Origin of the sequence: Kordia sp. (genome assembly GCF_965283645.1) — a bacterium.
Classification (GTDB): domain Bacteria; phylum Bacteroidota; class Bacteroidia; order Flavobacteriales; family Flavobacteriaceae; genus Kordia.
The window spans coordinates 1,432,009-1,456,934 of record NZ_CBDIPG010000001.1; the positions used below are offsets into that span (position 1 = coordinate 1,432,009).

Here is a 24,926-nt window from a genome sequence, read left to right on the forward strand (position 1 = left end):
AAAATCACTTGTTAATACCTATTTTTAAAAGAGATTGGTTATGTTGTTTAAGTACCTAATTTAACAAATAAGAACTAGCCATAAATTATATAAAGGTTGTTACATGCCGTTATTTTTCCGTTTCTTAGGTTTATGTATGTTATAATTACAAGATTTATTAATGACTTATAGCCTTAGTTGGCAACTGGCATTATTCTAGTATTTCTTTTAGTTTTTCATTAAGTTTTTCTCCTCTCAAGTTTCGTCCAATTATTTCTCCGTTCTCGGCAATTAAATAGTTATCAGGTATTCCACTAACTCCATAAATAAGAGCAGCTTCATTTCTACCACCTTTTAAATCACTTATGTGTTCCCAATTTAAACTGTCTTTCTTAATTGCCGTAAGCCAACTTTCTTTGTTTTCGTCTAATGAAACTGCAAATATTTCAAATCCTTTTGGATTAAACTTTTCGTAAGTTTTTACAAGATTTGGATTTTCTAGTCGACAAGGACCACACCAAGATGCCCAAAATTCAAGCAGGACAACTTTTCCTTTCAATTCAGACAATTTTTTTAGCTCTCCATATTGGTTTTCAGATTCAAAGTCCACAAATCGATCTCCTATTTTGAGCGCTTTATTCAGTTCAAGGTATCTCTTTATTTCCTTTCCAAATTTTGAATTCTTATTTTCTGTTGAAAATTGTTCGTAAAGCTCTTCCGTTTTTTCTCTTCCCCAAGTTGTTGAATAAAGTGAAAGCATTGAAGAACTAATAATACTTTTTGGATTATTCTTCACAAATTCCATTTCCATTTTTTGCCTTTCACTTCTTGGAAGAGTATCGACTTTTTGATAAAAATTGAAATTTAAATTTTCAGTTTCCGAACCTGTTATTTTAGCATTTCTAAATTCAGTTTTAGTTGCATCAAATGTCATTGGTTTATTTTCTGCCCAAAAGGCCCTGTACTTAGAAAAGTCCTTGTTATGAAGCCAAAGTTCTATAGGTGTATTAGGTAATTCAGTTTTAAAATCGAAAGAGTTATCATTAACTACAGTTGAGTCTAATGCTTTATTGTTGTAGTTAAGATATACCATCGCACCATTTTCAATTCCGTTTGTCGTTCCACTCAGTGAAAATTTAGCTTTTGGTTTTTCATTACAGGAAACAATGAATAATGTTATTATTACAATTATTATTTTTCTCATAGATGTTTGTTTTTATACTTGTCACCAACTTGTTTGTGTATGAGTTAGTTGCGTGGTTAGGCAATTAAGTTAGTAAATAATTACCAAATAGAAAATATGAGAGCATTTTCGTATATAATTTTAAAAAAGTAATAAATTATAGCAATTATATATGATGTTACCTGTAGGTTTTCTCGATTGTTTTTGTCAGTTTATCTTCATTTTTCTTATTCATACCCATTGATACAACTGAACTTCTTTTGTTTGGATCGCAGATGCTATTTACTAATACTGTTGCGTTGTCAATTAAATCCATTGTATTTCTTTGAAAACTTCCTCAAAATAAACCTGATCACTTTCTTCTAATTGTTCTTTTGAAAAATCGTTGACCTGCAAGTTATTTATATCTTCTATACCAATTGAGTTATTATCAATACCTTCACAAATAATAGTTGCAACAGTATTGAGTCGTTTATTTGATCCATATTGTGCATTAAGAGTGAATAATACACCAATAGAAAAAAATAATGAAAATTTCATTTATAATTATTGAAGAGCGAAGTGTCTCTAAATTACAGTCTGTACGTAACTCCAATTTGAATTACAGCATTTTTTCCTTCAATATTTGGCGCTCTTTGTTCGTCAAACATATCTGCTAAACCTAAGCTATAACGAGCTTCTACAGATACATCCTCAAGAATATTTAAACCGATTCCTGCATTTACAGCATAATCAAAGTTTTTGAAACTGTCTTCAAATTCATGCACTTTGAAACCAACTTGTGGACCTGCTTGTATGTTTAGAAAGTTTGTTAATTCGAACTTTAACATTAACGGAATTTGTAAGTAATCGGCACGTAATTCTTTTTCCTTTGAACCCTGTGCAGAGTATAGAAATTCTGGTTGAAATCGTAATTTTCCTGTCACGTGCATGTCTACTAAAAAGCCAAATACTGCTCCAATTCTAGTGTCATTAAAACCGTCTTGAATATCATCGAGATTAGTAGCATTGTAGTTTGACAGATTGATTCCTGCTTTAAAACCGTATCTAGTTTGCGTGTCTATATCTTGTTCATCTTCAGAATATATAGTAGTTTCCGTATCCGTATCTGACTTATTTTCGGATTCTTGCGAAAACGCAATGAAACTAAATAGTAAGCATGAAAGTAGTATTAGTTTTTTCATCAGTTTATTTTATTTTTTTGGTATCAAATCACGTAATTTTTATTTGAACGTTAGTTTTACAAATTTCAATTATGTGAATTATTCAGTTATTTGAATTAAATGTAAGTATTGGGTATTTAAAAACTTAAAATATTCGATGCATTTTCTGCATTTTTCGATGTTTCGAAGAATAATGTCTTTATAATACCATCTGCCAGTCCAATTTTTGGCACAAATATCTTTCGCGCGCCACTCCATTTGCATGCAGAAAGGTAAATTTGTGTCGCTGGAATGATTACATCGGCTCTATCTGGATTTAATCCTAATTCAGAAATTCGTTCTTCATAGGATAAACTTTGCAAAAATTGATACTGCGCATTTAGATAGATGTACGATAAAGGTTCACCAATTGCAGTTCCCGACATTTTATGGAGCTTGTTGATGTTTCCACCGGAACCAATTAGCGACAAACGTTTTAAGTCTTTTGTATTTCGCTTGATCCACTTTTCAGCATCTTTCCAATCTTCTTTGGTGATGATTTCATTTAATAAACGAACTGTTCCAATTTTGAAAGATCGTGATGTTTTTATTTTTCCGTTAGAGAATATGGTAAATTCTGTACTTCCACCACCAACATCAACATATAAATAATCTTTTTCTTTTTCGATAACATTGTGTAAGTCAGTAGAGGCAATGATTTCTGCTTCACGTTTTCCATCAATAATATCAATAGTGATTCCTGCCTTTTTCTTTATTTTCTCAACAATATCCTGACCGTTTTTAGCTTCACGCATTGCAGAAGTTGCACAAGCCATGTAGTTTTCAACACCATGTATATCCATCAGTAAACGATAAGATTTCATAGCGTTAATCATACGTTGTGCATTGTTTCGAGAAATCATTCCATTTATAAATACGTCTTGCCCTAAACGAATTGGCACACGCACTAATGAACTTTTTTTGAACTTAGGATTTTTATTTTCTTCTTCAATCACATTTGCAACTAACAATCGTATAGCATTCGATCCAATATCAATGGCAGCAAATTTTCTAATCTTCAAAATGGACTTATTTTTATGTGTTAATTAGACATTTTTTGTAAATAATAGTCATACGTAGCAAATTGCGAACGCACTTTTATAAGTTGGTTGGTACGATATGCATTGTCTTGTTTTGACGAAAACACACGTGCTTTTACATTGTCACTCCAACCAATATTAAAGGTATCCAAGAGTTCTTGTTTAATATCTTCATCATATATTGGACACGAGACTTCTACTCTATTGTCAATATTTCGCGTCATCCAATCGGCAGAAGATATATATACTTTTGGATTTCCATTGTTTCCAAAGATAAACATTCTTGGATGTTCTAAAAATTTGTCTACAATACTTATGGCTTCAATATTTTCACTCATTCCTTTTACGCCTGGAATAAGGCAGCAAATTCCTCGAACTATGAGTTGTACTTTTACACCTGCTCGGCTTGCATCATACAATTTATCTATAATTTTATAATCAGATAAACTATTGACTTTTATTTTAATATACGCGTCATTTCCTTCTTGCGCATTTTTTATTTCGGTATTGATTAGTTTGTAAAAAGCATTTCGTGTGTAATGTGGAGAAACGATTAAATGCTTGTATTTTGCTACTTTGTAATTAGTCTCAAAGAAATCGAATACTTTTCCAACTTCTTTTAAGATGTTTTGATCTGCTGTAAATAGCGTATAATCTGTGTAAATTTTCGCTGTAGATTCATTTACATTTCCTGTACTTACAAAACCATAACGAATTGTTTTCCCTTCTTCAAGACGTTCAACAACACACGTTTTACTATGTACTTTTAATCCTGGCACACCAAAGATGAGATTGATTCCTTCACTTTGTAATTGTTCAGCATATTTAATGTTTGCAGCTTCGTCAAAACGTGCTTGCAATTCAATCTGAACCGTTACTTTTTTACCATTTTTTACTGCATTTACCAATGAACTCGCAACATGCGATATTTTTGCCAAACGATAAATAGTAATTTTTATATCTTTTACTTTTGGATCTAAAGCAGCTTCTCGCAAAAAGCGAACTACGTACGAGAATGTATGATATGGAGCAAATTGCAAGTAATCTTTTTGAGCAATTTTTTCAAAAATACTTCCTTCCATACTCAATCCTTTTATTGGCAATGGCGGATATGATTTGTATAACAAGTCTTTTCGACCTAAACTTGGAAACGACATGTAATCTTTACGATTGTGATATCTTCCACCTGGAATTAAACTGTCAATATCATCAATTCCCATTTTGTCAATAAGATATTCAAATGTAGCTTTTCCGATGGTTTTGTCATATACAAAACGAACAGGTTCGCCACTTGTACGACCTTTTACACTTGATGAAATTTTCTGGATGAAACTTTTTGACAAATCGTTATCAATGTCTAATTCTGCATCACGAGTAATTTTGATCATGTGTGCTGACAAAGTTTCGTATTCAAAAATACTGAAGATATTTGCCAAACAATGACGAATTAAATCATCTAATATGATAATATATTGCTTGTCTCCTTCACTTGGTAATACGATGAAACGATCAATTGTTTTTGGAATTTCAATTAATGCGTGACGAACTTCTTTTACTTTTGGTTTGAAGAAACGCGTAACTTTACTGGTGTTTTTAACATGTGATTTAAGCACCATTCTTATTGCCAAATAAGCGGCTTTATCTTTTAAGCTAGGCATTTCGTCAATATCATCTAAAATAATAGTGACCAAAGCTGGACTTACTTTTTCGATGAAATATTTTTCGATGTATTCACTTTGGCTTTTGGATACTTTTTGCTCGTTTACAATGAAAATGTTTTCTTTTTCTAGTTCTTTTTGAACCTCACTTAATATACGAAGACTTTCCGTTTGCTGTGTGATTACAATTTTTGTGATTTGCTCTAATAAGTCTTTTGCTTTTGCGCCACCTAATACACTTCTTCCGCCTTTTCCGGCTTGCGCAATACGTTTTACGGTTGCATAACGTACTTTGAAAAATTCGTCTAAATTGTTTGAGAAAATTCCAATAAAACGCAATCGTTCAATTAACGGAACTGTTTTATCCGCTGCTTCTTGTAGCACACGTCCGTTGAATTGCAACCAGCTTATTTCTCTATTTATATATTTATTTTTTGATTGTTGCATTATTATTTTAAATCTTTAGGGAACACTTTTAGTATTGTTTTTCCGTCCTCAAGTTTTTTCCAAGAAGTTGTATTGAATTGAATCATAACAAAACCACTTGTAGGTACATTGTCGAAAAATTTATCTCCATAGGTATTTACAACAGCTGTAATTGCATGATTGTGTCCAAATACCATTAATGAATCGACAGCATCATCACAGGATTTGATGGTTTGCAATAAGCTTGATCCGCCAAAATCGTACATTCCGTCTTTGATGGTGATTTCTTCCAAAGGATATCCGAGTGTTCTACAAAAAATAGCACAGGTATGTAATGCTCTGTTTGCAATACTTGAATATACAACTTCGGGCATTTTAATTTTGTCTATAATATGTTTTGCCACTAAATGCGCATCTTGAATTCCGCGCAATTTTAATGGACGATCTTTGTCATCTACAGGATGTTCCCAAGACGATTTTGCGTGTCGGACAATGAATACTGTTTTCACTTTTCTTTTTTTTATGGCGATAAACGCTCTATTTTCCATGAATAGTCTTCTTGTAATTGATAGCGTATACGATCGTGTAAGCGATTGGCTCTACCTTGCCAGAATTCTATTTCTTGTGGTTTTATGATATATCCGCCCCAATGTGAAGGTCTTTCTATTTCTTTTCCTTCGTAGTGGGTTTCTAAATTTTTTAATTTTTGTTCTAATATTTCTCTGGAAGCAATTACTTCGCTTTGTTTGGAAACAATTGCACCTAGTTGACTTCCGCGTGGGCGCGATTCAAAGTATCCATCTGAAAGATTTTCAGCAATTTTTTCAGCTCTACCTTTGATGATGATTTGTCGTTCCATAGCTGGCCAAAAAAACGATAAACATACATGTGGGTTTTCGACAATAGCTAATCCTTTTTCACTTTCATAGTTTGAATAAAAGATGAAACCTTCATGTGTGTATTTTTTTAGTAGCACTACTCTACTTTTTGGAAAACCATCTTTACCGAGCGTACTTATTGTCATTGCATTAACTTCAGCTATTGTTTCTGACTTTTCTACTTCCAAAAACCAGTTTCTGAACATCTCTATTGGGTTTTCAACACAGTTTTCTTCTAATAATTCGCTTTTTTCGTATGATTTTCTGTAATCGCTTAAATCTTGTTTCATTCGTCTATATTAATGCGTTTCAGCAACATTTTATAGTGCCTGCAATTTACAGATTTTCATTCGTATTGTGAAGTAAAAGCAAGGGCATTTACATTAAGTTTTAGTAAAGTTATCAAAAGTTTAAAATAAAAAAAGGGACAACGATTGTTATCCCTTTTTGGTACATACTATTTGTATTTTTAATTCTCTTGCTCATATGTGCATCTACCAACACTACAGAAGCCCGAACAACCAAGAGTTCCAGCTCCATGTATCATTTTTTGATCTAGTGATGAAATGTTACTTTTCTTTAATTATAATTTTAGTTTCTTTAATTTTTATGGCTATAAAATTTTAATTGTACCTCCATTTGTATAGGTTTTCAGCAATACCTTTCAATCGATTGTTGAGTTAAAATTAGAAAGTGTTTGAGGAGAAAAAAAACGACTGTAACGTAAATTGGATAATTTATGGGCATAAAAAAAGGACAACTTTTTGTTGCCCATTTTATCCAAAACTCTATTTATTATTTTATTGCATTGTTAAAAACTCACAAATTACGCCAGTAGTTCCAATTCCACCACCAGTAATAGAGCCGCATCCAACATCCGTGTGGCAAGCATTACAACTAACTCCAACACACGTATTGTCTAAATGATCGTCCGTATGATTCCCACCACAAGCGGTTCCAAAAATAGTTCCTCTGTCATCTCCTCCTTTAAATTTTGAAGCATGTAAATCAGAGATTGATGTTTTGTTGAGTCTCAAACTGTTTAAATTCTTTTTTTTCATGATTTTAAAATTTTAAATATGCCTACGTTTGTATAGGTTTTCGGCAACACCTTTCAATCGATTGTTGATCTAAAATTAGAGCGTGTTTTAGCAGAAAAAAAACGTATGTAACTTAAATTGGATGATTTAAGGGCATAAAAAAAGACAGCTTTTTGCCGTCCTTTTTGATTATTTTTTATGTTGGATATTCTGTTTTTAGTTTACACCATAAAAAAAGGAGCGATAAACGCTCCTTTTTCAACATGTGATTTTTTTTAGTAACACTGTTGGTTTCCACATCGAGTGTATAAAGCCGTTTGTGTACATGTTGGCGTACATGAATAATGTCCACCTTTTAATGCGTTTTCTTCTAATTTTGAAACTTTCTTTTTGTTTAATGTTAATTTTAAAGGTTTCGATTTTTTCATGGTTATAGATTTTAATAATGCCTACTGTTAGTAAAGGCTTTCGGCTTTTCCTTATTAAATTTTGGTAAAAATAATACTACAACTTACTGAATAAATTAGTACTTTAAAAAAAGTAGTTCCTCAAATTAAATAATTTAAGTCATAACTATTTTACCGCAAAACAGATATTATTTTCGTTAGGATGGTCAGTCATATTAGGATCTGTCGGTGCTGTTCCACCTTTTACTTTTAATGCTTTTTCATTTGTAAATTGAGCGATTGCTATTTTTGAAAATTGAAACTTTTTTGTTTGTCTTTTTTTCATAATACCTATTGTGTTTAATTATTAATGTGTGTTCTCGGTGTGATAAATCTATCAATTAAGTCTGTTTCTACAACAATGAAAAGCCTTAAATCATCTAATTTAAGGCATAAAAAAGTGTTTTTTAAAGCTCATTGATTGCACTGAGCTTTTCTATTTCTTTTATGTAGTATGAAGGATTAATTCCTGTCGTTTTTTTGAAGTGTTTGGTAAACGATTCTGGACTTTTGTAGCCAACTTCTTTTGCAATGTGTTTGATAGCGTATTTGCGGAATTGCTTATCGGTTTGTAATCGTTTTATAGTGTAGTTAATTCTCAACGTATTGATATATTCATAGAATGTTTTCCCTTCGTGTTCTTTTAGTATTTTGGTAAGATAAGTTCCATTGGTTTTTGCTTTTTTTGCCATTTTAGACAATGAGCATGAAACTTCTAAATAGTATTCTTGCGCTTCTAGTTTCTTTAATCTTTTAATGATTTCATCAACTTTTGCATCATTTATGACAATTGTATTCGTTTTACTTTTTTGCTTTAAATTTTCTTGTGCTTCTGATTCCTTTTGAAGTTTTATTAGGGCTTCAAATTTCATTTTATCGCGTTTTGCCTTTTTCTTATAATAGAAAAAAGAGCCTAATGCAGCTAGTAAAAGACCAAAAATGATATATAGTAATTTATGTTGAAATTTTTCTTTTCGCTTTAAAACATCTGCCAATTCTTTGATTTGACTTTTGTACAGCGAAACTTTCACTTTGTTGTTGTTGTCATTAATTTCTATGCTTAATTTTTTTTGATTGGATTTTACGAGTTCTATAAGTTTCTCATCCTTTTTTAATTTTCGATAACATGCTGCCAGTAAATCGTAGGTATCAACTAATTCTTGTGGTTCAAATTTTGAGTCTTCTGTTTCATCAGAACCATCAATCATCACAATTACTTGTTCAAATTGTTCACTGGCTAATTCATATTTTTCTAACCCATAATAGCACTTTCCAATATAGAATAACGATTCCGCAGAACGTTCGTTATTTTTTATAGATTTTGTATAGTTTGCTACTTTATATAGGTTTTTGAGCGCTTCTTTATACTCTTTCTTCTGTGTGTAGGCAATTCCAATATCATGATAGAAATAGCTTTCTAACATTTTATGATTGAGTTCTTTTGAAATTTTTAAACCTTTTTTACTGTAATACAATGCGGAATCAGGTTTATTGAGTGTTAGCAACGTTCCACCAATTCCCATAAATATTCGCAACTTGTTTGTTTCTGAAATTTTAAAGTCATTCGCCTGCGCATACATTTCTTTGTAAATTTTTAGCGCTTCTTGTTTGTCTCCAATATTTCGCATTACTTTGGCTGTATTAACTTGTGCAATACATTTCCAGTTTCCATAGCCGTTTGTTGTTGCTACTTTGTTTGCTTCTTGATAATAGTGTAAAGCTTCTGAGTTTTTCCATGGGATTACGTATGCATTTCCAATCCCTAAGTAGTAACGACATTTCATTTCTGCGTACGCTTCTTTTTCTAACATTGAAAATTGTCCTTTTAGCGTATCTATAGCTTTTTCATAATTTCCCAAATGTGTCAAGACAATACCTTTTTGTAAATATCCTTCTAGTAATTGCAAGGTATCTTTGGCTTTTCTTCCTGAATAAATCAACTCATTACTAAACGCTAATGCTCTAGGAAGGTCAGTTTTTTTGTATTCTATAATGAGTGCTAATAATTGTTCTGATGTTTTGGTAGAACTGTGTTGATTTTCAGAAGTTGTATTGTGTGTACATTGGCATAAATTAAAAAGCATTACCACTCCGATAGTAATTCTTAGAATTCTATGAATAATCGTACGTAAAGTCATATGTATATTAGTTAATTAAACTCAAACACTTTTCCATCATCTGCCAAGACCACATTTTCAAATACGGTTTCAGCTTCTTCTTTAAATTCTTGAATACTGTCATAACGTGTTGAGAAATGTCCTAAAACTAGTTGTCCAACATTGGCTTCTTTGGCAATCATTGCCGCTTGTTTTGCTGTTGTATGCTTGGTTTTTAAGGCTAAATGATCGTGTTTGTCTAAAAATGTAGCTTCATGATATAAAACATCAACATCTTTTATTTGATCAATTATTTGGGGAAAATATACAGTATCACTACAAAAAGCGTATCCTTTCGATTTCGGTGGATCAAAGGTAAGTTTTTCATTTGGAATGACTTCTCCGGAATCGAGCGTGATATCTCTACCGTTTTTTATGTTTTGATAGTAACAACGTTCAATTTCATAGTTGAGCACTGCACTGATGTTTAGTTTGCGCTCTTTTTCTTTTTCTTTAAATAGAAAACCGTTTGCATATATACGATGTGCTAATGGAATTGTTGATACAGTTACTTTGTCATCTTCAAATAATACTTCGGATGTATCACTTTCTAATTCATGAAAACACAGCTTGTAACTTGTCCATGATTTGGTTAGTTTTAATTGTAGTAACGTTAATTCTTTGAGTCCTTTTGGACCATAAATATGTAGGTCGGTATTTCTACCTAATAGCATAAACGTAGAGATCAATCCGATGAGTCCATAGAAATGATCTCCGTGTAAATGTGAGATAAATATGTGTTTGACGCGTGCAAATTTTACTTTGCTACGTCTGAGTTGTACTTGCGTTCCTTCACCACAATCTATTAAAAAAATATGGTTGCGTATTTCGAGTATTTGCGCCGTTGGATTGGTATGTTTTGTGGGTGTTGCGGCATAACAGCCAAGTATGGTTAATTTCACACGTTTACATTTTATTTCTTAACAAAAATATAATTATAAAATTAAGAACGTGTGCAATCACTTCGTTCTCTCATTAAAAGTTTTAAAAATTTGATCTTAATTCTAAACTTTTAAAATTTATTAATGTTTGTTTTACTGTTGTTATTAGTAAAGCTAGAAACCTAAATCGCGTTCTATTTCTTCCATTTCAATGACATCAAAAGCTTCTTGTAATGTTGGTACAGTCATGACAGCTTCTGGTAATTCGTCTGTACTTATTTTATTGGTTACGATGACAAAAGAGTGTTTGGCTTCTCTATGTTTTTTTGAGATTTGTAAAAATTCTACCAAGTCACTTTTTTTCAAATTTCCAAACGAAAAAAGATTTACAATGATATTATCATGTTGAATTTCATTGTAACGCGCGTTGATTTTTTTAACAAGTTCTATTGTATTTGTAGACTCTTGTGTGATGATCAGAATGTTTTCTTGTTTATCTAAAATCATAGGTTTATAGTTTAGAGGGTTTTTAGGTTTTATTTTCAAGAACTATCTACAATTTACAAAATTTACCGCATACTTATGTTGTTAAAACATCTTTAACGCCATTTTATGATAAAACTAAATTTTGTGTTATTGCTTTATTTTAGAAGCTAATAAATAAATTACTGCCATACGAACTGCCACACCGTTTTCAACTTGATTTAGAATGATGGATTGTTTGGAATCTGCAACATCACTTGTAATTTCTACACCTCTGTTAATTGGTCCTGGATGCATAATGACGATTTCTTTGTCAAGAGAATCAAGCAATGTTTTTGTTACTCCATATTGTTGTGCATATTCACGCGTAGACGGAAAATAGCTAATGTCCATACGTTCGTTTTGTACACGAAGCATGTTGGCAACATCACACCATTCTAGCGCTTTTTGTAAGTCAGTTTCTATTTTGACACCTAAACTTTCAATGTATGTTGGCAATAGTGTTTTTGGGCCACACACTTTTACATTTGCTCCTTGCAATTTTAGTGCAAAAATGTTTGACAATGCAACTCTACTGTGCAGAATATCACCAACAATTACCACATTTTTACCAGCTACATCACCTAGTTTTTCACGAATGGAATATGAATCCAATAATGCTTGCGTTGGATGTTCATGTGCGCCATCACCAGCATTTATAATACTTGCACTTACATTTTTAGATAAGAATACGCCAGCGCCAGGATTTGGATGTCGCATCACCACCATATCTACTTTCATCGATAGAATGTTGTTTACCGTATCAATTAAGGTTTCTCCTTTTTTCACAGAAGATTGTGAAGCTGAGAAGTTTATTACGTCTGCGGACAGTCGTTTTTCTGCCAATTCAAACGAAAGTTTCGTTCGTGTACTGTTTTCAAAAAATAGGTTTGCAATCGTAATATCGCGTAAAGAAGGTACTTTTTTTATAGGACGATTGATTACTTCTTTAAATTGATCAGCCGTTTCAAAAATGAGTTGTATATCTTCTTCTTTGAGATATTTAATTCCTAGCAAGTGGTTTACACTCAATTCACTCATTTCTAATTTTCTTTTTCTTGATTAATAAGATATATCATGTCTTCACCATCATTTTCCGCCCAATTCACTTTTACTTTTTCTTCATTGATGGCATCTACTTGTCGTCCGCGATAGTTTGGCTGAATTGGTAAATGTCTGCTAAAACGTCTGTCAATTAGTACTAATAATTCTATTTCTTCTGGTCGTCCAAATGATTGAATAGCCGTTAATGCCGCACGAATACTTCTTCCTGTGTATAACACATCGTCAATAAAAACGACTGTTTTATTTTCCACGACAAAGTTGATATTCGTTTTGTTTGCTTCTAGTATTTTTTCGCTTCGGCGGAAATCGTCTCGGTAAAAAGTAATGTCGAGATAGCCTAATTCAATATCCTTTACATCATATTCATTGCGTAAAATACTTGTTAGGCGTTCCGCTAGATAGATTCCACGTGGTTGAATTCCAATGAGTACGGTATTTGAAAAATCGAGGTGTTTTTCGATGAGCTGACACGCCAATCGATGCAGAATAATTCCGATCTCTTTTGAGTTCAATAAGATTTTTTGACTCATAGTTAACTCCAAATGGTATTTGGAATACAAAAGTACAGATTTTTTTGTTTATTTCGCTTCAATTCTACATTAAGAAGTTTTTAAACTATGTATTTCCTAGTAGAATCTGATACAAAATCTTTCTGAATTTCATTTAACTAGACGTTTTATAGGAATGAAAAAATAAAGTTTAGTTTTTTTTATGAAAGAATGGTTACCTTTTTGCTCCTTTACCATTAAGTATATAAACGTATTATTTATGAACGATCAATCATTGTTACAATTGCTGACTTCGGAGAAGAAAGAACAAGCCTTTGTAAAGATTTACAGGTATTTCCCGAAAGTATCTCGCTTTATATGCAAACATGGAGGCACAAAAGAAGAAGCACAAGATGTGTTTCAAGAAGCATTACTAATTTTCTACCGAAAAGCCAAAACTCCCAATTTTAAACTCACTGCAAAAATTGAAACCTATGTTTTTAGTATTTGCAAGTATCTATGGAAAGATCAATTAAAACAAAAAAATAAACTCACACATTCATTTGAACATGCATTCACTAAAGACGAAACGATTCCTGTGGAAATTCATGTACAGGAAGAAAAAAAGTATCAATTAGCCGAAAAAGCTTTGCGCTCATTGGGTCAAAAATGTTTACAAATCCTCTCTTTATTTTATATCGATAGAAAGAAGATGCGAGAAATTGCCGATTTGTTAGGATTTACTTCCGAATCATCTGCCAAAACACAAAAATATAAGTGTTTGGAGAAAGCAAAACAAGAGTTAAAAACTTTAAAAAGCTAACAGATGAGACCAGAATTAAAGACTATTGAATATATAGAACGTTATTTAACAAATACCTTGAATGACACCGAAAAGCAAGCATTTGAAGAACGCATGGCAACAAATCCTGAATTTAGAAACGATGTTGAATTACAACAACAGTTGATACATAGTTTGGAACGCATTTCGCTACAACACACCATTCAAAATGCACAACAAACGTATTATTTTTGGAAGCTTTTAAAGTTGATTGGTTTGATTGGAATTCCGATTGTACTTATACTTATTGCTTGGTTCTTTTTGAATTCGTCGAAAGAAGTTTCAACTGTAAACGAGACAATTCCAACGAAAGTTGAACAAGAAAAAGCAAAAGAGCATTCTCAAATTGAAGCGAAAGAAGCTGAGGGAAAAATTGTTTCTATTTCTGATACGATTCAAAAAGAGAAAACAGAAAAATTGATTCAAACTAAAACGTCTCTTATTGCGGAAGCTAGAACTTTAAATCATTACGAGACAATTCCTTCGGAAATTTTCACGATTCAAACAGAAAGAGATACCATTGTGGAAACTCAAAACGGAAGTGTGTTTTTGATTCCAAAAAATGCATTTATTGATTCAACTCAAAAAATTATCAACGGAAATATTCAACTTGAGATTAAAGAAGCACTCGATCCGATGACGATTATGACTTCCGGATTGACAACACTTCACAATGATAAACCGCTAGAAACTGGTGGCATGTTTTTTATAGAAGCTGAAAAAAATGGAGAGAAGTTACAAATTCATCCGAAAAAAGAGATAGTAGTAGATATTTCGACTTTGAATTATAAAAACGAGATGCAATTGTTTGATGGCAAGGCTACAATAGATGGAATAATTAATTGGACAAACCCAAAACCTTTGAAAAAAGCGTTGATTCCGCAAGATATTTATAGTTTGAATTTTTATCCGCCAAATTATTTAGAGACACTTTCCCGAAAAGGATTTGATAGTACAGATAAAAAATTTACCGATAGTTTGTATTATTCATTAGATTTTGTTGAAAAAGAATATATTGAAAGTTCCACAGTTTTTAGCCAAGAATTTAAGATTGATATGCTAAAAATCAAAAATGTTTCTAAAACTAATGGCTTAAATCCTTTGAAGGTGAAAACGATTTGGAACGAACGCTATCAGAACACATTTATCGCTACCAAAGCTTTTGAAGAACGATTAAAAATGATTCACAGCAATTGCTATAGAGCAAATTATATGCTGGATGTTTATTTGAAAAACTTAGATCGTGATTTGTATGTGTCCGATTCTATTATTGCGTATTCTGCATATGGCAAAACTATGAACATGCCATTTTTAAAATTTTCAAAACAGCGACTTACAAATGTTGCCAATATGGACACTGAGGTTTCAAAACTGAATGATTACTATCTGAAACAACAAAAAGTATATCGTTTGGCTTTAGAGAAAACACAACAGAAAGTAGATTCTTTGGTACGTGCTGACAAGAAATATAAAGCTTTTTCAAAAAAACAATTGGAAAGTTATTATTTGAATGAATTGGCAATTACAACTCAGAAAGTTGCAAAAGATATGCAGGTTCAGTTGCCGCGTGTACTTACAAGTACACAAAGAAATACAGTTTCTTCAAAGCGAAATGATACGGTTTCTATCGCAAAAATTATGAAAAGACAACAGCGCAAACAAACGTATAGAGCTTCTGTACGAACGACAGGTTGGAAAAATATTGACCGAATTATCAACGAGCAAGTGATTGCAAGTGTAAAAAGTAGAACGACAACTACGATTAAAAATAATACGAAAAGTACAACAATCAGTTATTCTAATTATGAAGTTTCAATTGAAAACACAGAGACTTTTGATGATTTATTTGTATATCTTGTTCCGAATGGATTTACTAGTTTTATTCGATTGAAAGCTAAAAATAATAGCTTTACTTATAAACTAAATGACTTATTAAAGTATCGTGTATATTGTATTGCGTACATGAATGACAAACCCTTTTATTTTAGTCAATCTATTAAAAGTAATTCAGACACAATTGAACTTTCAGAAATTACCACAGCCAAATTGAATACGCAATTATCAAAACTTAGTGATAATAATAATATGCTCGAAACCGAAGTTTTGTATCAGGTTTTTAGAAGAAAGAATGAAGCAATATTTCAAAATTATAGAAAGATCACAAAGTTAAAGGAAGAACTACAACCGATTATTTTTCCGTGTAGCGAGATAAAAACAAGTAAAATTTTTTCAGAAAAAACTCCTATTTCACGAGATACTATGAGCATTGAATTTATTGATGGGCAATAGCAAATAATCAAAAAAAGGGAAGTATAAAAAAAGCCGTTTCAAAATTGAAACGGCTTTCTTATATGTGATAAAATGATTGGAAATTAGTTCTTCCCTTCCATTTTGTCTTTTAATTCTTGTAAAGCATCTAAGTCTCCAAGCGTAGTTTTCTCAGCTGATGCTGATTTTTTAGCTGCTGCCTGAACATTCTTTTGCTCTTCTTCTCTAAAGATAGCAGTATGAGAAGCTACAACTCTTTTGAATTCTTTGTTGAACTCAATTACTTTGAACTCAGCTGTATCACCTTTCTTTAATTTCTTTCCGTCTTCTTTTTCTAAGTGACGAGAAGGAATGAAAGCTACTACATCTTCGTTTAAAGCTACTGTTGCACCTTTATCATTTGTATCTGTAATTTCTGCTGTATGTAATGTATTTACACCGAACTCACCTTCATACTTGTCCCAAGGATTTTCTGTAGTTTGTTTGTGACCTAAACTTAATTTACGTCCATCTACATCTAATTCTAATACAAGTACTTCTAATTTATCACCAACAGTAACAAACTCAGATGGATGCTTCACTTTCTTAGTCCAAGATAAATCAGAGATATAAATTAATCCGTCAATACCTTCTTCTAATTCTACGAATACACCAAAGTTAGTGAAGTTACGTACAGTTCCTGTGTGTTTAGAACCTACAGGATATTTAGTTGTAATATCAGTCCATGGATCTGGCGTCATTTGTTTGATACCAAGAGACATTTTACGATCTTCTCTATCTAATGTTAAGATTACCGCTTCTACTTCATCACCAACTTTTACGAAATCTTGAGCCGAACGTAAGTGTGTAGACCAAGACATTTCAGATACGTGAATTAATCCTTCAACACCTTCAGCTACTTCAATAAATGCACCGTAATCAGCAATAACAACAACTTTACCTTTTACTTTATCTCCGATTTTTAATTCAGAATCTAAAGCTTCCCAAGGATGAGCGCTTAATTGCTTTAATCCTAATTGGATTCTTGATTTGTTATCATCAAAGTCAAGGATTACAACATTTAATTTTTGATCTAATTCAACAACCTCATTTGGATGGTTGATACGAGACCAAGAAAGGTCTGTAATGTGAATTAATCCATCAACTCCACCAAGATCAATAAATACACCGTAAGAAGTAATGTTTTTCACAACTCCTTCTAGTACCTGACCTTTTTCTAATTGACCAATGATTTCTTTCTTCTGCTCTTCGATATCTGCTTCGATAAGCGCTTTGTGAGAAACAACCACGTTTTTGAATTCATGATTAATTTTAACCACTTTGAATTCCATCGTTTTGTTCACATACTGATCGTAATCTCTAATTGGCTTCACGTCAATTTGAGATCCTGGTAAGAACGCTTCAATTCCGAATACGTCAACGATCATACCACCTTTAGTTCTACATTTTACAAAACCATTAACGATTTCACCATTGTCATGCGCAGCATTTACTCTGTCCCATGCTTTGATAGTTCTCGCTTTTCTGTGAGATAATACTAATTGTCCTGTTCTGTCTTCACGAACGTCAATTAATACTTCTACTGTGTCTCCTTCTTTTAAGTCTGGATTGTAACGAAATTCGTTTAAAGAAATTACACCTTCAGATTTTGCATTGATATCAATGATCGCTTCTCTGTCAGTCATTCTTACAACAATTCCATCTACTACAGCATCATCATCTGTATCAACGAAATTATCCGCTACTAATTTTTCAAATTCTTCTAGCTTTTCGTCTTCAACTTGATCAATTCCTTCTTCGTAATTGTGCCAGTTAAAATTTGCTAAAAATTCTTCAGGGTTTTTAACGTCCTGAACGTCTGTGTTTGTGTTTTCTTCAGCCATTGCTGATGTAAAATTTGTATATCACTTTTGTAGAGAGTCTTCGCATGTAAAAGCAATAGATGTTATATTTATATAAAAATTGTTTTCCCCTTTTCGATTCTCGAACATGCTAAAAAGGAGTGCAAAATTACCATTATTATTTTGATTTACAAACTAATACTATATAAATAGACCTGCTTTTATTCTATTTGACTATAAAAATTGATTTTCATCGAAAAAATAGATTATAACATATACATAACTTAATATTATTTTTTTTGAGTTATCTTTATAATATTAATAATTAAAATATAAAGAAGAATGAGTGTAAAATCAAAATATCAAGGAGTTCTTGACCTTGGTGAGACTTTAGGAATCCAAAATGGTAATGTTGAAGAGGCAAATGGAGTATTGAAAGTTTCAGGTGTTGCAGGAACGCCACACGAAAAGAATTTAATGTGGGACAAAATCAAAGAAGTTGGTGGAGAGTTGCCATCTGATATAGAAGCAGATATTAAAGTTGCTGACGAATCTGTGTATCACCGTCATACTGTTGAAAGTGGAGACACATTAGGGAAAATTGCAAAGCAGTATTATGGAAAAGCAGGAAAGTATACTGCTATTTTTGAAGCAAATACAAATATTTTAAAGAACCCGGATGTAATTCATCCAGGACAAGAGTTGGTTATTCCAAACTTATAATAGCTTCCCATATAATAACACATAAAAAAAGCTTCCAAATTGGAAGCTTTTTTTATGTGTTTATAGTTCGTTGTGCTAAGTTCATAATACGATCAAATTGTTCTTTGAGTCCCATATCACTATTATCAAAAGCAATAGCATCTGTAGCTTGTCGCAATGGCGAATCTTCTCGATGCGAATCTATATAGTCTCTGTTTTGTACGTTTCGTAATACTTCTTCATACTTTACATCATCTCCATTGTCAATGAGTTCTTTGTAACGTCGCATGGCACGTTTTTCTGGTGAAGCGGTCATGAATAATTTAAGTTCTGCATCAGGAAAAACGACAGTTCCAATGTCTCTTCCGTCCATGACAATACCTTTGTCTTTGCCCATTTTTTGTTGTTGTTTTACCAACTGATATCGAACTTCAGGAACAGCCGCAACTTTGCTTACATAGTTTGAAACGTTCATGGTTCTGATTTCTTTTTCAACATTTTCAGCATTTAAGTACATTTCGGCAAAACCGACATTTTCATTGTACACAAACGTTAAGTCAATCAAATTTAAATCTGCTACTAAATCATTGATAGAAAAGTTTTCTGCATCAATAAATCCTTTGCGAAGTGCATACAACGTAACAGCTCTGTACATAGCGCCAGTATCAACATATATATATTCTAATGCGTTGGCAAGTTGTTTTGCAATCGTACTTTTTCCTGTAGATGAAAAGCCATCAATGGCTATGGTAATTTTTTTCATGACGTAGTACTTTGTAAATGCGCTGTAGCGTGCATGATTATTGTAAGTTTACCGTTACACCAAACATACTTGTGTTGGCCGCAACAGAATATCTTGCATACGTATAATCAAATTTTAGTTTGTTGATGCGAAGTCCAAATCCTGCGGTAATTCCTGAAAAATTACGTTGATCAACTATTTTCAGTTCTTCTCCTCTTCTGAAGTTATACCCCAATCGGATATTGAATCCTTTGTCTGGAAACACTTCCATTCCTATGATTGTGTGACGAATTAAGTTTTTTAGAAAAGTTACTTCTTCTTCTGTAACGCCACCTTCAATTGATTGTTCTGCCCTGTTTGGATTCGCGAAAGCAATATTCCATTGTTGCAAGTTTTCAAATGTTAAGTGCCAACGAATTGGAACGTGTTCTAGTTTTTGAGAAATTCCAAAGATTAACTCAAATGGTAATTGTTCTTGTAAACCTGCATATGTTGTAAATTGGAATCCTAAGTTTCGTGCCGCTAAAGCAATATTTAGTTCTAATTCTTCATTTATGTACATAATTCCAAGATCTACAGCACCTCCAAATGAATTGTATTGTTCTAGTTTTGAATTGATAAATTTTGCATTTCCTCCAATATGAATATCTGTCCAAGGAATGTTATATGCATATCCCATGGATAGTGCAATTTCATTACCTGTAAAACTTCCTGTTTCATTTCCTTGCTCATCATAACCGTCAAATTGCCCATAACTTACATAGGTAACTCCTGCATGAAAAGTTTGTACTCTTCTATCCCATGTATACGCATACGAAGCCGATCCGTAATTTACATCACCTAAATAGTTAACATAATTTAAAGATAAGTGATTATCCATTCTATAATTAATACTAGCAGGATTGAATAGTGCTTGCGTTACATCTTGGTCGTAATTGGTTATTACTTTTCCTCCAAGTGCGGCTTGCCTAGGTGATGAAATTAAGTTTAAAAACTGATACGTATATCTTCCACCAATTTGTGCGGAAGCTATCGTTGTTATAAACAAAAAAAAGTATAAGAGGTTTTTTTTCTGCATGGGTGCAAAGTAACTAAAATCTTTATTTAAAACGTTTAGATATCATAAATATTTTATGCTTTTTAATAAAATTAATAGATATTTCATTTTCTGTTTTTTTTTCAAGCTTAAAAGCACTTTTTCTTCAATAACCCTATATATGCATTGACTTTTCGTGGCTCAATACCTAATGATCTTTTATAAAACAGCACATAGTTTCTTTGTTTTTCTTCTAAGATTCGTCTTACATTACATACGAGTTAACTCTATAATGGAGGATCCAAAAAAGCCATTTAAAACATTAGAGTATGGATTAATTATAATCAAACTATTATGAAAAAAAAATTTTTTTTACACAAAACTGTTGATGCTTTAACTGAAAAGCAAGTTACCGATTTAAACAACGTTTTTGGAGGATTATCACAAGGATCTGTTGATGCTTCAGGTCTTGTGTATGACGATGATATTATTTACATCCCAACTGGTGGTGGTGGACCAAGATGTCCATGGGGATATTACTGGCATGAAGGTGTTCAAAGATGCATAAAGGATGGAACATATCCAGAATTACCACATGATCACGCTCATGTAAGATTAGGATAATCTTACGAGCGTAAAATATTTTCCAGTTGCCCAACAACTTACAATACTTAAATATTGTTTAGTTTAACACGTTGGGCAACTGTTTCATCACATGTTTCAAATTAAAAAGCCTTCCTATGGATTTCAATCGATTAGTATTAAAAGTTGCCAGCAGATGTAATTTAAATTGCTCTTACTGTTTCATGTATAATTTAGGAGATTCTACTTTTAGAAATCAACCAAAATTCATGAAAGAAAGCATGATTCCAACTATTATTGAACGTGTTGCTAATTATTTAAAGGAATATCCTCAAGAAGTATTCACATTCACTTTTCATGGAGGCGAACCGTTATTGATTGATAAATCCTATTTTGGGAAATTTATCTCACAAGCGGCAACGTTAAAAGAACAATTTCCCGACACTACGTTTGACTACAATATCCAAACAAATGGCGTATTGATTGATGAGGATTGGGCAGCAGTATTAAAGAAATGGCGAATTTTCCCAGGCGTAAGTTTGGATGGAACCAAGAAAGCGCACGACATGTATCGTGTAGATCATAAAGAAAATGGAAGTTATGATGATGTCATAAAAGGCTTAAAATTACTGAAACGGAAACTTGGTTTTGTTTCCGTAATTAGTGTTATGAATATTGACGAAACAGCAGAAACCACGTATAAACATCTTACTGATATTTCTTCTGACTATGTAAATTTCTTGTTACCAGATTATACACATGATAGTTTCCCGTATGAATCAAAAGCCATGGGAAACTGGCTAATTGAATTGTATGATTTATGGATTGCGGATGCAAATAGGCCTGTTATTCCATTCTTAAACGGATTGACGAATGCCATATTAGGTTCTAGTAAATCAAAACGACACGAAGCACATGCACTAGTTATTGAAACAAATGGCGATATTGAAGCGATTGATTCCTTAAAAGGTTGTGGTGAAGGTTTTACCAAAACCAACATGAATATTTTTACACATGATTTTAAAGAAATTGTAAAACTTCCGCTTGGAAAATTATATTTTGAAGATAGCACTGAAAAATTGTGCACAAAATGTTTAGAATGTCCTGTTGTTGATATCTGTAAAGGTGGACGTTTGGTACATCGTCATAAGCAGGAAAACGGATTCAATAACCCTTCAGTTTATTGTGAAGATATGATTATGATTATTTCGCACATTCAAAACAAAATGATGGAATTAGTACCAAGTATGTATGATGACAGCATTTCTAAAATGGACGCTACAGAAATTATTGATTATTTAAACCAACTTGATATGTCCGATATTGAAGAAACATATAAAAAAGATTTAGAGTTTTTTAGTGTTCAACCTGTATAAAAACAGCAAACGTTCAAAACCCTAAATCCTTTTTAATTTATCAGTTTATTAATTGTTTAGAGTGCTTTGTGATTTTTCACGCTTTCTTTTGTGATCGCGTGTTTAATCACGTCACTCATTTCTGTTACATAGTGAAACGTAAGTCCTTTTAAATACGATTCTTTTATTTCTAAAATATCACGTTCGTTTTGCTTACACATAATAATTTCTTTAATTCCTGCTCGCTTTGCCGCAAGAATTTTTTCTTTTATTCCGCCAACTGGCAACACTTTTCCACGCAATGTAATTTCTCCAGTCATGGCAACATCTTTCTTCACTTTTTTCTGTGTGAATAATGATACTAACGACGTCAACATGGTAATTCCGGCACTTGGTCCATCTTTTGGTGTGGCGCCTTCAGGTACGTGAATATGTACATTGTATTTTTGAAATACTTCTGGATCAATTCCTAAAGTATCTGCATTCGATTTCATGTATTCCATTGCAATCGTAGCGGATTCTTTCATCACTTTTCCTAAGTTTCCTGTAATGGATAAGTTTCCTTTTCCTTTGGAAAGAATTGATTCTATAAATAAAATATCACCACCAACACTTGTCCAAGCTAACCCTGTAACAACGCCCGCAACATCATTATTTTCATATTTATTACGTTCCATACGTGCCGGACCTAATACATCAATGATAATATCATTTGTGACTTTCTTCTCATAACTTTCTTCCATTGCAATTGATTTGGCAGCATACCGAACCATTTTGGCAAGTTGCTTTTCCAAACCACGTACACCACTTTCACGTGTGTATCCTTCTACAATTTTTTCAAGTTGCTTCTTCCCTATTTTTAAATCTTTATTGGTAAGTCCGTGTTCTTTCAATTGTTTTCCTAACAAATGTTTTCCACCAATTTCAACTTTTTCTTCCGTTGTATAACCTGTTACATTAATGATTTCCATACGATCACGTAATGCTGGTTGAATGGTGCTTAAGCTATTTGCTGTTGCGATAAACATCACTTTTGACAAATCGTAGCCCATTTCTAAAAAGTTGTCATAAAACGCTGTGTTTTGCTCAGGATCTAATACTTCTAACATTGCAGAAGATGGATCTCCATTGTGACTGCTGGATAGCTTATCAATTTCGTCCAACACAAATACAGGGTTTGAAGTTCCCGCTTTTTTCAAGCTTTGAATAATTCGTCCTGGCATTGCTCCAATATACGTTTTTCTGTGTCCACGAATTTCCGCTTCATCACGCAATCCACCTAATGAAATACGCACATATTCTCTTCCTAACGCTTCTGCAATTGATCTTCCCAACGAAGTTTTTCCAACACCTGGAGGTCCATATAAACATAAAATTGGCGATTTCATATCATTACGAAGCTTTAAAACGGCTAAGTATTCTATGATTCGTTTTTTTACATCTTCCAAACCAGAATGATCACGATCTAAAATAACTTGTGCTTTTTTCAGATTGAATTTATCCTTACTGAATTCATTCCAAGGCAAATCTAAAAACAACTCCAAATAATTACGCTGAATTGAATATTCCGCTACTTGCGGATTCATACGCTTCATTTTTGCGAGTTCTTTTTCAAAATGCTTCTTTATATTTTCGTCCCACTTTTTCTTTTTCCCTTTGGCACGCATTTCTTCAACTTCCTGCTCATACGAAACGCCGCCGCCCAATTCTTCTTGGATGGTTTTCATTTGTTGTTGCAAGAAATATTCACGCTGTTGCTGATCTAAATCGTGACGAACTTTTGACTGAATATCATTTTTCAATTCAAGTTGTTGCATTTCCAGATTCATAAACTTTAACGTTGCCAATGCACGTTCTTTCAAATCTGTAATTGCTAACAATTCTTGTTTGTCTTTTACAGACAAATTCATATTTGATGATATGAAATTGATTAAGAATGAAGAGCTTTCAATATTTTTGATTGCAAATGATGCTTCCGACGGAATGTTTGGACTTTCTTTTATGATAAGTAATGCCAAATCTTTGATTGATTCTAAAATGGCACGGAATTCTTCATCCGTAACTTCTGGTCGTGTTTCAGGCACTTCTTTTACAGTTGCTTCCATATATGGATCTTCTTGCAACATATGATCAATGGCAAATCGTTTTTTACCTTGTATGATAATCGTTGTATTTCCATCTGGCATTTGCAGTACGCGCAAAATTCGGGCAACCGTACCTAACGTATTAATATCTTCTAACGTAGGATTTTCAACAGCTTCATCTTTTTGTGAAACAACTCCAATTACTTTTCCTCCATTGTTGGCATCTTTAATCAACTGAATAGATTTGTCTCTTCCGGCTGTAATAGGAATAACAACTCCTGGGAACAATACTGTATTTCGTAACGGAAGTATTGGCAACTTACTAGGCAATACTTCTCTATTAATTTCCTCTTCATCTTCGGGCGTCATTAACGGAATTAATTCCGCATCTTCATCAATGGATTGAAATGACAAACTGTCCATATTTAAAAACTTTGTTTTGCTCATATTATATTTCTAGGTCATTCTGTCATAGTAGCCAGAATGAAAATCTATATTTCTTTTATGTATG

24 protein-coding genes are annotated in these 24,926 nt (G+C 32.6%); 5 read left to right on the forward strand and 19 right to left on the reverse strand.

The annotated features are described in order from the left end of the window. Window positions 1-190 precede the first annotated feature (190 nt). The 15 genes from ACQ654_RS06075 to pyrR form a co-directional block, all read right to left on the reverse strand. Window positions 191-1,183, reverse strand: a complete 993-nt coding sequence (locus ACQ654_RS06075; protein ID WP_430409433.1) for a redoxin domain-containing protein — start codon at window positions 1,181-1,183, stop codon at window positions 191-193. A gap of 285 nt (window positions 1,184-1,468) precedes the next feature. Next, entirely contained in the window at window positions 1,469-1,702 is a 234-nt protein-coding gene (locus ACQ654_RS06080; protein ID WP_430409434.1) for a hypothetical protein, read from the reverse strand. A 32-nt stretch (window positions 1,703-1,734) separates the two neighbouring features. Further along, entirely contained in the window at window positions 1,735-2,346 is a 612-nt protein-coding gene (locus tag ACQ654_RS06085; RefSeq protein ID WP_430409435.1) for a porin family protein, read from the reverse strand. Window positions 2,347-2,462: 116 nt separating this feature from the next. Then, on the reverse strand, window positions 2,463-3,389 hold the full coding sequence (locus ACQ654_RS06090; RefSeq protein WP_430413005.1) for a Ppx/GppA phosphatase family protein: 927 nt from the start codon (window positions 3,387-3,389) through the stop codon (window positions 2,463-2,465). A 17-nt stretch (window positions 3,390-3,406) separates the two neighbouring features. Further along, window positions 3,407-5,509, reverse strand: a complete 2,103-nt coding sequence (ppk1, locus tag ACQ654_RS06095; RefSeq protein ID WP_430409436.1) for a polyphosphate kinase 1 — start codon at window positions 5,507-5,509, stop codon at window positions 3,407-3,409. A gap of 2 nt (window positions 5,510-5,511) precedes the next feature. Continuing rightward, complete coding sequence (locus ACQ654_RS06100; RefSeq protein ID WP_430409437.1) at window positions 5,512-5,997, reverse strand: SixA phosphatase family protein; 486 nt, start codon at window positions 5,995-5,997, stop codon at window positions 5,512-5,514. An 11-nt stretch (window positions 5,998-6,008) separates the two neighbouring features. Beyond that, window positions 6,009-6,656: a pyridoxamine 5'-phosphate oxidase gene (gene pdxH / locus ACQ654_RS06105; protein ID WP_430409438.1), complete on the reverse strand. Its 648-nt coding sequence runs from the start codon at window positions 6,654-6,656 to the stop codon at window positions 6,009-6,011. Window positions 6,657-7,166: 510 nt separating this feature from the next. Beyond that, window positions 7,167-7,427, reverse strand: coding sequence for a hypothetical protein (locus tag ACQ654_RS06110; protein WP_430409439.1), 261 nt, complete (start codon window positions 7,425-7,427; stop codon window positions 7,167-7,169). 254 nt (window positions 7,428-7,681) lie between these two features. Continuing rightward, entirely contained in the window at window positions 7,682-7,834 is a 153-nt protein-coding gene (locus tag ACQ654_RS06115; RefSeq protein ID WP_430409440.1) for a hypothetical protein, read from the reverse strand. A gap of 145 nt (window positions 7,835-7,979) precedes the next feature. Beyond that, window positions 7,980-8,138 carry a hypothetical protein gene (locus ACQ654_RS06120; RefSeq protein ID WP_430409441.1) on the reverse strand — a complete coding sequence of 53 codons (159 nt, stop codon included), beginning with the start codon at window positions 8,136-8,138 and terminating at the stop codon, window positions 7,980-7,982. A 121-nt stretch (window positions 8,139-8,259) separates the two neighbouring features. Continuing rightward, window positions 8,260-9,990 (reverse strand): tetratricopeptide repeat protein, encoded by a 1,731-nt coding sequence (locus ACQ654_RS06125; protein WP_430409442.1) that lies wholly within the window; start codon window positions 9,988-9,990, stop codon window positions 8,260-8,262. Between the two features lie 11 nt (window positions 9,991-10,001). After that, window positions 10,002-10,910: a ribonuclease Z gene (locus ACQ654_RS06130; protein WP_430409443.1), complete on the reverse strand. Its 909-nt coding sequence runs from the start codon at window positions 10,908-10,910 to the stop codon at window positions 10,002-10,004. 153 nt (window positions 10,911-11,063) lie between these two features. After that, a complete protein-coding gene (locus tag ACQ654_RS06135) occupies window positions 11,064-11,396 on the reverse strand; it encodes a ribonuclease Z (protein ID WP_430409444.1) in 333 nt (110 codons plus the stop codon). Between the two features lie 126 nt (window positions 11,397-11,522). Continuing rightward, window positions 11,523-12,452 (reverse strand): aspartate carbamoyltransferase catalytic subunit, encoded by a 930-nt coding sequence (locus ACQ654_RS06140; protein ID WP_430409445.1) that lies wholly within the window; start codon window positions 12,450-12,452, stop codon window positions 11,523-11,525. Between the two features lie 2 nt (window positions 12,453-12,454). Continuing rightward, a complete protein-coding gene (gene pyrR, locus ACQ654_RS06145) occupies window positions 12,455-13,006 on the reverse strand; it encodes a bifunctional pyr operon transcriptional regulator/uracil phosphoribosyltransferase PyrR (RefSeq protein WP_430409446.1) in 552 nt (183 codons plus the stop codon). Between the two features lie 238 nt (window positions 13,007-13,244). Between pyrR and ACQ654_RS06150 the strand changes: the two genes are divergently transcribed. Further along, a complete protein-coding gene (locus ACQ654_RS06150; protein ID WP_430409447.1) occupies window positions 13,245-13,787 on the forward strand; it encodes an RNA polymerase sigma factor in 543 nt (180 codons plus the stop codon). A gap of 3 nt (window positions 13,788-13,790) precedes the next feature. Further along, window positions 13,791-16,094: a hypothetical protein gene (locus tag ACQ654_RS06155; RefSeq protein WP_430409448.1), complete on the forward strand. Its 2,304-nt coding sequence runs from the start codon at window positions 13,791-13,793 to the stop codon at window positions 16,092-16,094. Between the two features lie 83 nt (window positions 16,095-16,177). On the opposite strand, the gene rpsA is transcribed toward ACQ654_RS06155, so the two are convergent. After that, the gene (gene rpsA / locus ACQ654_RS06160; RefSeq protein WP_430409449.1) at window positions 16,178-17,956 is read right to left on the reverse strand and encodes a 30S ribosomal protein S1; all 1,779 of its coding nucleotides are present in this window, start codon (window positions 17,954-17,956) and stop codon (window positions 16,178-16,180) included. A 300-nt stretch (window positions 17,957-18,256) separates the two neighbouring features. Between rpsA and ACQ654_RS06165 the strand changes: the two genes are divergently transcribed. After that, window positions 18,257-18,637 carry a LysM peptidoglycan-binding domain-containing protein gene (locus ACQ654_RS06165; RefSeq protein WP_430409450.1) on the forward strand — a complete coding sequence of 127 codons (381 nt, stop codon included), beginning with the start codon at window positions 18,257-18,259 and terminating at the stop codon, window positions 18,635-18,637. Between the two features lie 52 nt (window positions 18,638-18,689). On the opposite strand, the gene cmk is transcribed toward ACQ654_RS06165, so the two are convergent. Further along, window positions 18,690-19,379 carry a (d)CMP kinase gene (gene cmk, locus ACQ654_RS06170; RefSeq protein WP_430409452.1) on the reverse strand — a complete coding sequence of 230 codons (690 nt, stop codon included), beginning with the start codon at window positions 19,377-19,379 and terminating at the stop codon, window positions 18,690-18,692. A gap of 37 nt (window positions 19,380-19,416) precedes the next feature. Continuing rightward, window positions 19,417-20,436, reverse strand: coding sequence for a type IX secretion system protein PorQ (gene porQ, locus ACQ654_RS06175; protein WP_430409453.1), 1,020 nt, complete (start codon window positions 20,434-20,436; stop codon window positions 19,417-19,419). Between the two features lie 312 nt (window positions 20,437-20,748). Between porQ and ACQ654_RS06180 the strand changes: the two genes are divergently transcribed. Together ACQ654_RS06180 and ACQ654_RS06185 are read left to right on the forward strand one after the other, a co-directional pair. Further along, on the forward strand, window positions 20,749-21,018 hold the full coding sequence (locus ACQ654_RS06180; RefSeq protein ID WP_430409454.1) for a hypothetical protein: 270 nt from the start codon (window positions 20,749-20,751) through the stop codon (window positions 21,016-21,018). 116 nt (window positions 21,019-21,134) lie between these two features. Continuing rightward, a complete protein-coding gene (locus tag ACQ654_RS06185) occupies window positions 21,135-22,352 on the forward strand; it encodes a radical SAM protein (RefSeq protein WP_430409455.1) in 1,218 nt (405 codons plus the stop codon). Between the two features lie 56 nt (window positions 22,353-22,408). Here ACQ654_RS06185 and lon read toward each other — a convergent pair whose 3' ends face one another. Further along, the gene (lon, locus tag ACQ654_RS06190) at window positions 22,409-24,862 is read right to left on the reverse strand and encodes an endopeptidase La (RefSeq protein WP_430409456.1); all 2,454 of its coding nucleotides are present in this window, start codon (window positions 24,860-24,862) and stop codon (window positions 22,409-22,411) included. Window positions 24,863-24,926: the final 64 nt, after the last annotated feature.

Bases quoted from the DNA above. Each gene is read 5' to 3' on its own strand.
- ACQ654_RS06155 (WP_430409448.1), top strand. From the start codon at position 13,791: ATGAGACCAGAATTAAAGACTATTGAATATATAGAACGTTATTTAACA.
- ACQ654_RS06135 (WP_430409444.1), bottom strand. From the start codon at position 11,396: ATGATTTTAGATAAACAAGAAAACATTCTGATCATCACACAAGAGTCT.
- ACQ654_RS06080 (WP_430409434.1), bottom strand. From the start codon at position 1,702: ATGAAATTTTCATTATTTTTTTCTATTGGTGTATTATTCACTCTTAAT.
- ACQ654_RS06125 (WP_430409442.1), bottom strand. From the start codon at position 9,990: ATGACTTTACGTACGATTATTCATAGAATTCTAAGAATTACTATCGGA.
- ACQ654_RS06110 (WP_430409439.1), bottom strand. From the start codon at position 7,427: ATGAAAAAAAAGAATTTAAACAGTTTGAGACTCAACAAAACATCAATC.
- rpsA (WP_430409449.1), bottom strand. From the start codon at position 17,956: ATGGCTGAAGAAAACACAAACACAGACGTTCAGGACGTTAAAAACCCT.
- pyrR (WP_430409446.1), bottom strand. From the start codon at position 13,006: ATGAGTCAAAAAATCTTATTGAACTCAAAAGAGATCGGAATTATTCTG.
- ACQ654_RS06075 (WP_430409433.1), bottom strand. From the start codon at position 1,183: ATGAGAAAAATAATAATTGTAATAATAACATTATTCATTGTTTCCTGT.
- ACQ654_RS06085 (WP_430409435.1), bottom strand. From the start codon at position 2,346: ATGAAAAAACTAATACTACTTTCATGCTTACTATTTAGTTTCATTGCG.
- ACQ654_RS06140 (WP_430409445.1), bottom strand. From the start codon at position 12,452: ATGAGTGAATTGAGTGTAAACCACTTGCTAGGAATTAAATATCTCAAA.
- ACQ654_RS06150 (WP_430409447.1), top strand. From the start codon at position 13,245: ATGAACGATCAATCATTGTTACAATTGCTGACTTCGGAGAAGAAAGAA.
- ACQ654_RS06180 (WP_430409454.1), top strand. From the start codon at position 20,749: ATGAAAAAAAAATTTTTTTTACACAAAACTGTTGATGCTTTAACTGAA.
- ACQ654_RS06115 (WP_430409440.1), bottom strand. From the start codon at position 7,834: ATGAAAAAATCGAAACCTTTAAAATTAACATTAAACAAAAAGAAAGTT.
- pdxH (WP_430409438.1), bottom strand. From the start codon at position 6,656: ATGAAACAAGATTTAAGCGATTACAGAAAATCATACGAAAAAAGCGAA.
- ACQ654_RS06185 (WP_430409455.1), top strand. From the start codon at position 21,135: ATGGATTTCAATCGATTAGTATTAAAAGTTGCCAGCAGATGTAATTTA.
- lon (WP_430409456.1), bottom strand. From the start codon at position 24,862: ATGAGCAAAACAAAGTTTTTAAATATGGACAGTTTGTCATTTCAATCC.
- cmk (WP_430409452.1), bottom strand. From the start codon at position 19,379: ATGAAAAAAATTACCATAGCCATTGATGGCTTTTCATCTACAGGAAAA.
- porQ (WP_430409453.1), bottom strand. From the start codon at position 20,436: ATGCAGAAAAAAAACCTCTTATACTTTTTTTTGTTTATAACAACGATA.
- ppk1 (WP_430409436.1), bottom strand. From the start codon at position 5,509: ATGCAACAATCAAAAAATAAATATATAAATAGAGAAATAAGCTGGTTG.
- ACQ654_RS06120 (WP_430409441.1), bottom strand. From the start codon at position 8,138: ATGAAAAAAAGACAAACAAAAAAGTTTCAATTTTCAAAAATAGCAATC.
- ACQ654_RS06165 (WP_430409450.1), top strand. From the start codon at position 18,257: ATGAGTGTAAAATCAAAATATCAAGGAGTTCTTGACCTTGGTGAGACT.